Raw genomic sequence first — 13,228 nt, forward strand, 5'->3', positions numbered from 1 at the left:
GTGCCGAACGCCGGGGCCTAGACTTTTTGGTTACTTTTGGGGCGTTTGCCAAAAGTGACCCGCTGTAAGAGCGGAACCGCCAGCCGCAACACCCGAAGCAACGGATATTCACCCAAAACAACCCAAAACCTGGTCGGCCCAGAGGCCGCCAAGGTCAAGGTCAAGGTCAAGGTCAAACAACGTCAACGCCAACGTGAATCGCATCATGCCTCCAAAACTCCAGATCACAATCAATCAACCGCCCCGACTGATCATAATTGACCCGCGCAATCCGCAACCCCGGACTCCCCACCGACACCCGTAAAGCCGCCGCCGCATCCACCGACAACGAGGTCGGCACAATCTCGAACCGCACCCGCCCATAGTGCAAATCGTAATGCCGCGCATACAGCTCGGTGATCGACTGATTCAGATCGAAATCCAGAATTCCCGGGAAATACTGCGGATTCAGATAATGCTCCACATACAGCACCAGCCGCCCGTCGATCCGTCGCGACCGGCAGATCTGAATCACGCTCGACAGCGCCGGCAACTGCAACCACGCACACACCGCCGCCGACGCCGGTTGCAGTCGCGCAGAAATCACCTCGGTCGACGGCACCCGCCCCTGCGCACTGACCATCGCGTGAAAGTGACTGCGTTGCATCAGGTTGTAAGCCAGACGCGGCGGCGACACGAACCAGCCCCGACGTTCCTCGCGGTAAATCTGGCCTTGCGCCTCCAGTTGCAACAAGGCTTCCCGCACCGTGATCCGGGTCGTGCCGAACAACTCGCTGAGCTTGCGCTCGGCCGGCAGCTTGCTCCCCGCCGCGAGCAGACCATGACCGATCTGTTCCTGAAGGATCTGGCCAATGGCTGTCACCGCTTTTGTTGCCTCATCGCGCATCAACGTTACCTATCTGGACTAGACCAGCACTGTTTCGGGGCAAAACCGCACGACTATTGCGCCGTTCGGTCGTGTTGCAAGCCTAGGCAGTGCAGATGACCGAGAGATGACAAAACCACCGAACGGTCGCCCTGACAACTTGCAATACATCGGCCAGGTCCCTTGCCAGCCGGGACTTTAAGGGTGGTCTACGCTTACCGGGCAGCCGCCGGTACCGGCTAAAAAAATCGCTGGCCAGGCATTCGCCGACATCAAAGTGTCATCCAGCCCCCCTACATTGGCTCAGGTATTGCTGACCTAGACCAACACACACCGCAATCGCAGCGTTGAACACGACCAAGGAGCTTCGGAATGAAACAGCTTTTCCTGGCAACACTGTTAGGCTCGACCATTGCCATGTGCACCGCCGCCATGGCGGCTGATGATCTGAAAACCCTCGAAGCCGCTGCGAAAGCGGAAGGCGCCGTCAACAGCGTCGGGATGCCCGATGACTGGGCCAACTGGAAAGGCACCTGGGAAGACCTGGCCAAGACCTACGGCCTGAAACACATCGATACCGACATGAGCTCGGCCCAGGAAATCGCCAAGTTCGCCGCCGAAAAAGACAACGCCACCGCCGACATCGGCGACGTCGGCGCGGCCTTCGGCCCTATCGCTGTCAAGCAAGGCGTGGTGCAACCGTACAAGCCGACCACCTGGGATCAGGTTCCGGCCTGGGCCAAGGACAAGGACGGCAACTGGGCGCTGGCCTACACCGGCACCATTGCGTTCATCGTCAACAAGAAACTGCTGCACGGTTCCGAAGTACCGAAAAGTTGGGCGGACCTCAAGGGCGGCAAATACAAGGTCTCCATCGGCGACGTGAGCACCGCGGCCCAAGCGGCCAACGGTGTACTCGCGGCAGCGCTGGCCAACGGCGGCGACGAGAAAAACATCCAGCCTGCCCTGCTGTTCTTCGCAGACATCGCCAAGCAAGGTCGCCTGTCGCTGGCCAACCCGACCATCGCCACCATGGAAAAAGGCGAGGTCGAAGTCGGCGTGGTCTGGGACTTCAACGGTCTGAGCTACAAGGCCAAGATGGCCAACCCGGATGACTACGTGGTGCTGATCCCGTCCGACGGCTCGGTGATTTCCGGCTACACCACCATCATCAACAAATATGCGAAGAACCCGAACGCCGCCAAGCTGACTCGCGAATACATCTTCAGCGACGCCGGCCAGACCAACCTCGCCCGTGGCAACGCCCGTCCGATCCGCGCCGAGCACCTGACCCTGCCGGAAGACGTGAAAGCCAAGCTGCTGCCGAACGAGCAGTACAAGAAGGTCACGCCGATCAAGGACGCCGATGCGTGGGAAAAAACCTCCAAGGCTCTGCCGCAGAAGTGGCAGGAAGAAGTGATCATCAACATGCAGTAATGCGGTAGCCCCCTCTGTGTGATTTGTTGGATATCCAGAGGTGGGAGCGAGCCTGCTCGCGAATGCGCCGTCTCAGTCAACATCCTTGTTGAGTGAACAACCGCCTTCACGAGCAGGCTCGCTCCCACACGGGATTGAGTTGATTTCGAGCTGTTTGAATTCGCGGAGTTTTTGCCCCCATGAAGCACACCGTCATCCTTGTCGTGCTCGACGGCCTCAATTACGAAGTCGCGCGTCACGCCATGGGGCATCTGCAGGCTTACGTTGGCGCAGGACGCGCCGCGCTCTATCGATTGGAGTGCGAGCTGCCGGCCCTGTCCCGACCACTTTACGAATGCATCCTCACCGGCGTGCCGCCCATCGACAGCGGCATCGTCCACAACAACGTCTCGCGCCTGTCCAGTCAGCGCAGCATCTATCACTACGCCCGCGATGCCGGTCTGAAAACCGCCGCTGCGGCGTACCACTGGGTCAGCGAGCTGTACAACCGCTCGCCGTTCGTGGCTGCCAGGGATCGTCACACCGACGACCCGACGCTACCGATCCAGCATGGTCACTTTTACTGGAACGATCACTATCCGGACTCGCACCTGTTCGCCGACGCCGAGAACCTGCGTCTGCGCCACGCCCCGGACTTTCTGCTGATCCATCCGATGAACATCGACGACGCCGGCCACAAGCACGGTCTCGACACCCCGCAATACCGCAACAGCGCGCGCAGCGCCGACATCATCCTCGCCGACTACCTGCAAGGCTGGCTCGACGCCGGTTGTCAGGTGCTGGTAACCGCTGACCACGGCATGAACAGCGATCGCTCGCACAACGGCCTGCTGCCGGAAGAACGCCAGGTACCGCTGTTCGTACTCGGCGACGCCTTCAGCCTGAACGCCGACGCCACACCGAAGCAGACCGACCTTTGTGGCACGGTCTGCGAGTTGCTTGGCGTGCCCCACGACAAACCTGTGTGCCGGGAGTTGCTCAAGTGAATGCCATGACTCGCGGCAAATGGCTGGCGGCCCTGTGTCTGGTGCCGTTTGCCTTGTTCTTTATCGTGTTCGAAATCGCCCCGCTGATCTGGGTGATGATCAACAGCCTGCAATCGGAAGAGTTCGGCTGGGGTTTCGCCAACTTCAGCAAGATCTTCAATTCGAAGTTCTATCTGCAGGCGATCCAGTACAGCCTCGAAATCAGTTTCTGGTCGAGTGTGTTCGGCATCATCATCGCCGTGCTCGGTGCCTACTCCCTGCGCAGGGTGGATTCGAAGCTGCGCAACTTCGTCAACGCCTTCGCCAACATGACGAGCAACTTCGCCGGCGTGCCCCTGGCCTTCGCGTTCATCATCCTGCTCGGCTTCAACGGCAGCATCACCATCATGCTGAAGCAGGCCGGGATCATCCAGGACTTCAACCTGTACTCGAAAACCGGGTTGATCATCCTCTACACCTACTTCCAGATTCCCCTGGGCGTTCTGCTGCTGTACCCGGCGTTCGACGCGCTGCGTGAAGACTGGCGCGAATCCGCCGCACTGCTCGGCGCTGACGGCTGGCAATTCTGGCGTCACATCGGCCTGCCGGTGCTGACCCCGGCCCTGCTCGGCACCTTCGTGATCCTGCTGGCCAACGCCCTCGGTGCCTACGCCACGGTGTATGCGCTGACCACCGGCAACTTCAACGTACTGCCGATCCGGATTGCGGCGATGGTCTCCGGTGACATTTCCCTGGACCCGAACATGGCCAGTGCCCTGGCCGTGGTGCTGGTGGCGCTGATGACCCTGGTGACCGTCGTGCATCAACTGCTGCTGAAGAGGAGCTACCATGTCTCGCGCTGAATCCGGCCCGGCCGGCGTCTACCACCGCGTCGTGGTCTACCTGCTGTTCGCCATTCTGCTGCTGCCGCTGCTGGGCACGCTGATCTATTCGATCGCCAGCAGTTGGTCAGCCACCGTGCTACCCAGCGGCTTCACCTTCAAGTGGTACATCCAGTTGTGGAGCGATCCACGTTTCCTGCACGCCTTCGGTCAGTCGTTGCTGGTGTGCGTCGGTGCGCTGATCCTTTCGGTGGTGCTGATCCTGCCGCTGCTGTTCGTGGTGCATTACCACTTCCCGAAACTCGATGCGCTGATGAACATCCTGATCCTGCTGCCCTTCGCGGTGCCGCCGGTGGTGTCGTCGGTGGGGCTGTTGCAGCTCTATGGTTCCGGGCCGTTCGCGATGGTCGGCACGCCGTGGATCCTGATCGGTTGCTACTTCACCGTGGCGCTGCCGTTCATGTACCGGGCCATCACCAACAACCTGCAGGCGATCAACCTGCGTGACCTGATGGACGCTGCCCAACTGCTCGGTGCCAGTACCTTTCAGGCTGCGTTTCTGGTGGTACTGCCGAATCTTCGCAAAGGCCTGATGGTCGCATTGCTGCTGTCGTTCTCGTTCCTGTTCGGCGAGTTCGTGTTCGCCAACATTCTGGTCGGCACCCGCTACGAAACCCTGCAGGTCTACCTCAACAACATGCGCAACAGCAGCGGCCACTTCACCAGTGCGCTGGTGATTTCCTACTTCTTTTTCGTGCTGGTCCTGACCTGGGTCGCCAACATCTTGAACAAGGACAAAAGCGAATGAGCTATGTCAGCGTCCAACACCTTCAGAAAAACTACGCCGGCACCACGGTGTTCAGCGATATCAACTGCGAAATCCGTAAGGGTGAGTTCGTCACCCTGCTCGGCCCCTCCGGTTGTGGCAAATCCACCCTGCTGCGCTGCATCGCCGGCCTGACACCGGTGGATGGCGGCAAGATTCTGCTCGATGGCGTCGACATCGTGCCGCTGACGCCACAGAAACGCGGGATCGGCATGGTGTTCCAGAGCTATGCACTGTTCCCCAACATGACCGTGGAGCAGAACGTCGCCTTTGGCCTGCGCATGCAGAAGGTCAATACGGACGACAGCCACAAGCGTGTCACCGAGGCGCTGAAACTGGTGGAACTCAACGACTTCGCCAGTCGTTATCCGCATCAGCTCTCCGGTGGTCAGTGCCAGCGTGTCGCCCTCGCCCGCTCTTTGGTCACCCGTCCGCGTCTGTTGTTGCTGGATGAACCGCTGTCGGCCCTCGATGCACGGATTCGCAAGCATCTGCGTGAGCAGATCCGTCAGATCCAGCGCGAACTGGGTCTGACCACCATCTTCGTCACACACGATCAGGAAGAAGCCCTGACCATGTCTGACCGGATTTTCCTGATGAATCAGGGAAAGATCGTACAAAGCGGCGATGCCGAAACCCTGTACACCGCACCGGTCGATATATTCGCCGCCGGTTTCATCGGCAACTACAACCTGCTGGACGCCGAGAGTGCAACGAAGCTGTTGCAGCGACCGATCAACCACCGCGTTGCGATTCGCCCGGAAGCCATCGAACTGAGTCTGAACGGCGAGCTCGATGCACAGATCCGCAGCCACAGCCTGCTGGGCAACGTGATCCGCTATCGCGTCGAAGCCAGGGGGGTGGAGCTGGTAGTGGATGTGCTCAATCGTTCGGCAGCGGATCTGCACCCCGACGGTCGGCGCCTGGCGCTTTCCATCGATCCGACTGCCCTGTGTGAGGTAGCCTGATGACTTTGCTGATGTTGAAGAGAGAACTGCACTGATGGCCCTGGCAATTTTTGATCTGGACGAAACCCTGATCCACGGCGACTGCGCCACCCTCTGGAGCGAGCAGATGGGGCGCCTGGGCTGGGTCGATCCCGAGTCGTTCATGCGCAGGAACAATGAGCTCATGGACGCCTACAGCCATGGCAAGTTGCGTATGGAAGACTACATGGACTTCAGCCTGGAACCGTTGATCGGTCGCACCCCGGAAGAAGTCGAGCATCTGGTCGGACCATGGGTGGAGGACTTCATCGAGCCGATCATCTTCAGCGACGCCACCAAAACCATCGCCGCCCACCGCAAGGCCGGTGACCGGATTCTGGTGATTTCGGCCTCGGGCACGCACCTGGTCAAACCGATCGCCGAACGGCTGGGCATCGACGAGATCCTGGCCATCGAACTGGAAGTCGCCCATGGCGTGTACAGCGGCAACACCGTGGGTACCCTGACCTATCGCGAAGGCAAGATCACCCGCCTGCTGGAGTGGCTGGATGCCGAAGAGGAAAACCTTGAGGGCGCGAGTTTCTATTCCGACTCACGCAATGACCTGCCGCTGCTGCTGAAGGTGGATTACCCGCATGTGGTCAATCCCGATCCGGTGTTGCGCGCGCAGGCCGAGCAGTCCGGATGGCCGATTCACCTCTGGAGATAAGCGACTGTATTGTGGGAGCACACTTGCTCCCACATGCATCGATGATCAGCTCAGGCTTTCGTCGATCACCAGCACCAGCTTCCCGGCTACCGTGTTGCTCGCCAGCTCGGCAAACGCCGCTTCGGCATCCTTGATCGCAAAGGTCCTGGCCAGTTGCGGCTTCAGGCGCCCCTCGGAAAACAGCGGCCACACATGCTGGCGCAGATCGCTGAACAGATCGGCCTTGAACTGATCGTCGCGGCTGCGCAGGGTCGAGCCCAGCAGTTGCACACGTCTGGCCAGCACCTGGGCCAGGTCCAGTTTCGCTTCACGCCCCCCCATCAGACCGATGAGCACCCAGCGGCCGTCCTGAGCCATCAGCTTCAGATTCAGCGCCGAGTAATTGCCACCGACCGGATCCAGAATCACATCGAACGGCCCGAAGTCTCGCAGGCTTTCCAGATCGTCGGTGCGCACCACGCCGCCTTGGGCGCCCAGTGCTTCACAATAGGCCAGGCGCTCGGCCGATCCGACGCTGACCCAGCATGGATTGCCAAACGCCTTGCACAGTTGAATGGCGGCGGAACCGATGCCGCTGGCCCCCGCATGCAGCAGAACTTTTTCCCCGGGTTTGAGCGCAGCGAGTTGGAACACATTCAGCCAGACCGTCGCATAGACCTCAGGCAATGCGGCGGCTTCGATCAGCGACACGCCCTCCGGAACCGGCAGCACATGCCGCCCGTCGACGACTACCTCTTCGGCCATCCCACCCCCGGCCAGCAAAGCGCAGACCCGATCACCGACCTGCCAGGAGGAGCCGGCGCCAACTTCGCTGATCACTCCGGAGCACTCAAGACCGAGCACCTGACTGGCGCCCGGTGGCGGTGGATAAAGCCCCGCCTTCTGTAACAAGTCCGCGCGATTGAGGCCCGCAGCCGCCACCCGGATGCGGACTTGTCCTGCATCACACTCAGGACCGGGTTCATCAACCCATGCCACTTGACCTTCAACGCCTTGCAATGCCTTCACAGTGCCTCCATAGTGAGTCTGGACTGAGCCCGAAGCTGTAGCGCCGGGCTTTTTGCATTATGCGACCGGCCCTGGGGTCTGAACGAGCGCTGAACAGCAGTTATCGTACAGAGCGTAGAGGTACCGGCGACTTCAAAGACGGCCTAATATGCGTTATCAATTGTCCCCGCGTCGAATCAGCATGAAGCATTTGCTCCCCAGCACCGCCCTCGCTCTTTTCATCGGTATCGGCCTCTTGCCGGTGTCGGGCACTACATTCGCAGCCAACAGCTGGGACAAGTTGCAGCCTGATCGCGATGAAGTGATCGCCAGTCTGAACGTCGTCGAGTTGCTCAAGCGCCACCACTACAGCAAGCCGCCGCTCGACGATGCACGTTCGGCGATCATCTACGACAGCTACATCAAGCTGCTGGACCCGTCGCGCAGCTATTTCATGGCCAGCGACATCGCCGAATTCGACAAGTGGAAGTACCAGTTCGACGATTTCCTCAAGAGCGGCGATCTCAACGCCGGCTTCACCATCTACAAACGCTATCTGGACCGCGTGAAAGCGCGTCTGGACTTCGCCATTGCCGAGCTGAACAAAGGCGTCGACAAGATGGACTTCACCACGAAGGAAACCTTGCTGATCGACCGCAAGGACGCTCCGTGGCTCAAGTCCACCGCCGAACTCGACGACCTGTGGCGCAAACGCGTCAAGGACGAAGTGCTGCGGCAGAAGATCGCCGGCAAAGAGCCGAAGCAGATCCAGGAAACCCTGACCAAGCGCTACAAGAACCAGTTGGCGCGCCTGGACCAGACCCGTGCCGAAGACATCTTCCAGGCGTACATCAACACCTTCGCCATGTCCTACGATCCGCACACCAACTATCTGTCGCCGGATAACGCGGAAAACTTCGACATCAACATGAGTCTGTCCCTAGAGGGTATCGGCGCCGTGCTGCAGAGCGACAACGATCAGGTGAAGGTCGTGCGTCTGGTGCCGGCAGGCCCGGCCGACAAGACCAAACAGGTCGCTCCTGCCGACAAGATCATCGGCGTTGCCCAGGGCAACAAGGAAATGGTCGACGTGGTCGGCTGGCGTCTGGACGAGGTGGTCAAGCTGATCCGTGGGCCGAAAGGCACCGTGGTCCGTCTGGAAGTCATCCCGGCCAGCAATGCGCCGAACGATCAGACCAGCAAGATCGTGCCGATCACCCGTGAAGCGGTGAAGCTCGAAGACCAGGCCGTGAAGAAATCCATTCTGAGCCTCAAGCAGGACGGCAAGGACTACAAGCTCGGCGTGATCGAGATTCCGGCCTTCTACCTGGACTTCAAGGCGTTCCGTGCCGGTGATCCGGATTACAAGAGCACCACTCGCGACGTCAAGAAACTCCTGACCGAACTGCAGAAAGAGAAAGTCGACGGCGTGGTCATCGACCTGCGCAACAACGGCGGCGGTTCCCTGCAGGAAGCCACGGAGCTGACCAGCCTGTTCATCGACAAGGGCCCTACCGTGCTGGTGCGCAATGCCGATGGCCGGGTCGATGTGCTGGAAGACGAAAACCCGGGCGCGTTCTACAAAGGCCCGATGGCGCTGCTGGTCAACCGCCTGTCCGCCTCGGCTTCTGAGATCTTCGCCGGCGCCATGCAGGACTACCACCGTGCGCTGATCATCGGTGGCCAGACCTTCGGCAAAGGCACCGTGCAGACCATCCAGCCGCTTAACCATGGCGAACTGAAGCTGACCCTGGCCAAGTTCTACCGGGTTTCCGGTCAGAGCACCCAGCATCAGGGCGTACTGCCGGACATCGACTACCCGTCGATTATCGATACCAAGGAGATCGGCGAGAGCGCCCTGCCGGAAGCCATGCCATGGGACACCATCCGTGCGGCGATCAAACCGGCGGTCGACCCGTTCAAGCCGTACCTGGCCCAGCTCAAGTCCGAGCATGACGCCCGTTCGGCCAAGGATGCGGAGTTCGTGTTCATCCGCGACAAGCTGGCCCTGGCGCAGAAGCTGCTGGAAGAAAAAACCGTCAGCCTCAACGAAGCCGATCGCCGTGCCCAGCACGCCGACATCGACGCCAAGCAGCTGGCGATGGAAAACATCCGTCGCAAGGCCAAAGGCGAAGAGCCGCTCAAGGAGCTGAAGAAAGAAGACGACGACGCCCTTGCTGCCGCCGAGCCGGACAAGGTCAAACCGGAAGACGACGCCTACCTGAGCGAGACCGGGCGCGTGCTGCTGGATTACCTGAAGCTGAGCAATCAGGTGGCCAAGAAGTAAGGTGATGGCAATTTAGTGGTGACGATCCCCGGATCGTCATCAAACAGTCATCATTCTGTCGTGAAATAAAGGACTGGGAGCGGTTCTCTTCATCGAGAACGCTCCCAGTCCTTTTTTTATCGCCAGAGATTGCCATGACCACGACCGAACAGCTGAGTGCCTTGAGCTCGATCCTGACTCAAAGCGGTTTACACAGCCTGTTCCAGCCGATCATCTGCCTCTCCGAGCGACGCATTCTGGGTTATGAAGCCCTGACTCGCGGCCCGTCCAACAGCCCGCTGCACTCCCCCATCGCCCTGTTCGCCGTCGCCCGCCAGGCCGGCCGCTTGAACGAACTGGAGATTGCCTGCCGCCAGAGCGCCTGCCGGCGCTTCAACGAACAGCAACTGCCGGGCAAGCTGTTTCTCAACGTCTCTCCCGAATCCCTGCTCGAAGCCGCACATCAGCCGGGACGTACTCTCCAATTGCTGCAGGACTTCGGCATTCCACCCAGCCAGGTGGTGATCGAACTCACCGAACAGACGCCGATTGACGACTTCCAGTTGCTGCAAACGGCTTTGCATCACTACCGGGCGATGGGGTTTTCCATTGCACTTGACGATCTGGGCGCGGGTTATTCCAGCCTGCGCTTGTGGTCGGAACTGCGACCGGATTACGTGAAGATCGACCGGCACTTTATCGACGGTATCCATCAAGACGCCTTGAAACGCGAGTTCGTCGGATCGATCCTGCAAATCGCCAAGGCCTCTCGGGCGCAAGTGATCGCAGAAGGTATCGAACTGCCGGAAGAACTGGCGGTGCTGACCGAGATGGGTGTTGACCTGGTGCAGGGCTACCTGCTCGGACGTCCCCAGGAACACCCGCCACGGGACGCCCGGGCCTTGATGCCCAAGCACGACAGCAGCGCCGTCGCGCTGAATGACGAAGGCAGCGACCTGAGTGCCCTGCTCAACGATCAACCGGCCGTGAATCGTGATACGCCTACCGCCACCGTTCTCGAAGCCTTTCGCCGTCAGGCCAACCTGAACTCGCTGGCAGTGCTCGACGAACAGGGTCAGCCGTGTGGCATCGTCCATCGTCATTCCCTGTCCGATGCATTGCTCAAGCCGTTCGCCACCGACCTGTTCGCCCGCAAACCCATCAGCCGGCTGATGAACGACGATTTTCTCGCCGTGGAAATGAGCCAGTCGCTGCAACAGGTCAGCCGCCTGATCACCAGCCGCGCCCGACAGCGCATCGAAGAAGACTTCATCATCACCCTCAACGGCAGCTATCTGGGCCTGGGCCGGGTGATCGACGTGCTTAAACTGATTACCGAACTGAAAATCCAGCAGGCTCGTTACGCCAACCCGCTGACTCTGCTGCCGGGGAATGTGCCGATTCAGCAATGCCTCACCCGCCTGCTGCAACAAGGGCGGGAATCGCTTATTTGCTATGTCGATATCGACAGCTTCAAGCCCTTCAACGATATCTATGGGTATGGGCGTGGGGATGAGGTGCTGTTGTGTCTGGCGCAATGCCTCAACGAACGGGTCGACCCGTCCCGCGATTTCGTTGGCCACATCGGTGGTGACGATTTCCTGTTGGTGCTCGGCCCGGAGGATTGGCGTAAACGGCTGAACCAGTTGCTTGATGACTTCCAGAGCCAATGCCGACGGTTTTACCGCCCCGAACACCTTGAGGCTGGGTGTTTTGTTGCGCCGAATCGTCAGGGTATTCGGCAGGAATTTCCGTTGCTGTCACTCTCCATCGGGGTCGTCCATTTGCATCCGGATGCTTGTGCGCAACTGGATGCGAGTCAGCTGGCGGAGATGGCTTCGCAGGCGAAGCATCATGCGAAGAATGTGCAGGGGTATAGTGTGCATTTGATTGATAGCCTGTTCGCGCAGACACCTGTAGAAGCACTAACACTCGGACATCGGTGATTCGACATATCCGAATCTCGTGCAACCAGTATTTTCAGCCTATAAATGCCCCCAAAACTTACAAAATCGCTTTGCCTGCGAAGCAAGACACTCAAAAACGAATACCTTCATAAAAAATAACCAGTTCGACAACTTAATTGTCAGCATGCAAAGCCTCATTGACAACTACAGAAACATGCCTCAGCCACGCAACCCCATCTTTCCACTCATTCCAGTAACAATAGCAACATCCATTTTTTTTCAGCAAAAAATCCCGAACCTCACTCTCTTTAATTTTCATCGATAAAATTAAATCAATTTCCTTTACCACCGCCTCAAGCACGCAATGTTCCGAATCCGCTATGAAAGATTTAACAACATCATCTGCTGAGTCAAGCTCACACATCCAGTCCTCATGAAAATAGGCACCGAGAAATTGGAACAAGCCAGGAAAATCTTCAGTTGTCATTTACAAACCCCGTCAAGATAAAATAGCCAAGCGGTGAGCTTGCGTCTCTCTGCAAAACCAACTGATACTAGACAGTGGCTCCAGATTTCCGCTCTGCCTCACCACACCTACGCCAGCAGGAGTAGACACCTGCTCATTAATCACAAGCTTGCTTGCGTTACCCTGCACAAAATTATCAATTGTGAGCCTATTGTTTTTTATAACATTCGAGAGTGCAGCTTCAGCTTCTGCCCTATTAAGAAATGTTGATGCAATAGGTATATGCGGTTCGGCCGCCAGTCTAGCTCTGAGTTGAGCTTCCGACCTATTTACATGTCTCGCAATAGCATGCCCACCTCGAGACTCGTGAGCTTCTAAGCCCCCACCTGGAACAATTTCGCTATAAGGTCCCTCAGCAGAAATGGCTCCTGGACAGTCACAACTCAACCCCAACGGATCCACCCACCCCGTCGGATTCGGCACGTACCGGTACTGGTTCAATCCACCCGCCAGCTTCACCGGATCCGGCGTCAGGTACCGTCCAACGTCCGGGTCGTAATACCGGTGGCGGTTGTAGTGCAGCCCGCTTTCCGCATCGAAGTACTGCCCCTGAAAGCGCAGCGGCTGGTCGAGGTAGTCGTCGGTCGCCAGTTCCACCGAGGTGGTTTTGCCGTAGGCGTTGTATCTGGCCGACCAGACGATCTCGCCGCTGTAGTCGGTCAGTTCCTGCGGGGTGCCGAGGTGGTCGAGCTGGTAGTAGAACGGGCAGGCGCGTTTCGGGCCCTGGCCGTCGAGCATCGCCAGCGGGCGGAAGGTGCCGGGTTCGTAGATGAAGCTGCGGTGCTGGTCTTTGCTGCTTTCGGCGACGAGGTGGTCGCCCTGCCAGAAGAACTCGGTGGTCTGACCGTCGACGGTCTTGCGGATGCGCCGGCCAAAGGCGTCGTAGTGGTAGGTCGCAGTGCTGCCGTCGGGGCGGGTCAGACCGATCAGGCGGTGCTGGCTGTCGTAGCG

The 13,228-nt window shown here is 59.1% G+C and carries 11 protein-coding genes and 1 pseudogene; 8 read left to right on the plus strand and 4 right to left on the minus strand.

From position 1 onward, the window contains the following. Positions 1–172: 172 nt before the first annotated feature. On the minus strand, positions 173–886 hold the full coding sequence (locus tag BBF94_RS26590) for a UTRA domain-containing protein (RefSeq protein WP_065261894.1): 714 nt from the start codon (positions 884–886) through the stop codon (positions 173–175). A gap of 351 nt (positions 887–1,237) precedes the next feature. Here BBF94_RS26590 and BBF94_RS26595 point away from each other — a divergent pair, with 351 nt between their 5' ends. From BBF94_RS26595 to BBF94_RS26620, 6 genes are all read left to right on the plus strand, one after another. Next, complete coding sequence (locus tag BBF94_RS26595; RefSeq protein ID WP_065261895.1) at positions 1,238–2,302, plus strand: ABC transporter substrate-binding protein; 1,065 nt, start codon at positions 1,238–1,240, stop codon at positions 2,300–2,302. Positions 2,303–2,481: 179 nt separating this feature from the next. Then, positions 2,482–3,288, plus strand: coding sequence for an alkaline phosphatase family protein (locus BBF94_RS26600; protein ID WP_065261896.1), 807 nt, complete (start codon positions 2,482–2,484; stop codon positions 3,286–3,288). Positions 3,289–3,293: 5 nt separating this feature from the next. Beyond that, the gene (locus BBF94_RS26605) at positions 3,294–4,130 is read left to right on the plus strand and encodes an ABC transporter permease (RefSeq protein WP_176704515.1); all 837 of its coding nucleotides are present in this window, start codon (positions 3,294–3,296) and stop codon (positions 4,128–4,130) included. Further along, positions 4,117–4,917 (plus strand): ABC transporter permease, encoded by an 801-nt coding sequence (locus BBF94_RS26610; protein ID WP_065261898.1) that lies wholly within the window; start codon positions 4,117–4,119, stop codon positions 4,915–4,917. Before BBF94_RS26605 ends, BBF94_RS26610 begins: the two co-directional genes overlap by 14 nt. Next, positions 4,914–5,903 carry an ABC transporter ATP-binding protein gene (locus BBF94_RS26615; RefSeq protein ID WP_065261899.1) on the plus strand — a complete coding sequence of 330 codons (990 nt, stop codon included), beginning with the start codon at positions 4,914–4,916 and terminating at the stop codon, positions 5,901–5,903. The genes BBF94_RS26610 and BBF94_RS26615 overlap by 4 nt, the downstream gene beginning before the upstream one ends. Positions 5,904–5,937: 34 nt before the next feature. Beyond that, positions 5,938–6,591: an HAD family hydrolase gene (locus BBF94_RS26620; protein ID WP_065261900.1), complete on the plus strand. Its 654-nt coding sequence runs from the start codon at positions 5,938–5,940 to the stop codon at positions 6,589–6,591. Positions 6,592–6,636: 45 nt separating this feature from the next. Here the strand turns inward: BBF94_RS26620 and BBF94_RS26625 are convergent, their stop codons facing one another. After that, positions 6,637–7,599 carry a zinc-binding dehydrogenase gene (locus tag BBF94_RS26625; RefSeq protein WP_065261901.1) on the minus strand — a complete coding sequence of 321 codons (963 nt, stop codon included), beginning with the start codon at positions 7,597–7,599 and terminating at the stop codon, positions 6,637–6,639. Between the two features lie 181 nt (positions 7,600–7,780). Here BBF94_RS26625 and BBF94_RS26630 point away from each other — a divergent pair, with 181 nt between their 5' ends. Next, positions 7,781–9,865 carry a carboxy terminal-processing peptidase gene (locus BBF94_RS26630; protein WP_176704514.1) on the plus strand — a complete coding sequence of 695 codons (2,085 nt, stop codon included), beginning with the start codon at positions 7,781–7,783 and terminating at the stop codon, positions 9,863–9,865. 134 nt (positions 9,866–9,999) lie between these two features. Further along, complete coding sequence (locus tag BBF94_RS26635) at positions 10,000–11,790, plus strand: bifunctional diguanylate cyclase/phosphodiesterase (RefSeq protein ID WP_065261903.1); 1,791 nt, start codon at positions 10,000–10,002, stop codon at positions 11,788–11,790. Positions 11,791–11,923: 133 nt separating this feature from the next. On the opposite strand, the gene BBF94_RS26640 is transcribed toward BBF94_RS26635, so the two are convergent. Both BBF94_RS26640 and BBF94_RS26645 read right to left on the minus strand, forming a co-directional pair. Beyond that, positions 11,924–12,238 (minus strand): contact-dependent growth inhibition system immunity protein, encoded by a 315-nt coding sequence (locus tag BBF94_RS26640; RefSeq protein ID WP_065261904.1) that lies wholly within the window; start codon positions 12,236–12,238, stop codon positions 11,924–11,926. Further along, a pseudogene (locus tag BBF94_RS26645) lies at positions 12,228–13,228 on the minus strand (RHS repeat-associated core domain-containing protein); the annotation flags it as partial. The pseudogene BBF94_RS26645 and the gene BBF94_RS26640, both read right to left, overlap by 11 nt.

Source organism: Pseudomonas bananamidigenes (assembly GCF_001679645.1).
GTDB lineage: Bacteria > Pseudomonadota > Gammaproteobacteria > Pseudomonadales > Pseudomonadaceae > Aquipseudomonas > Aquipseudomonas bananamidigenes.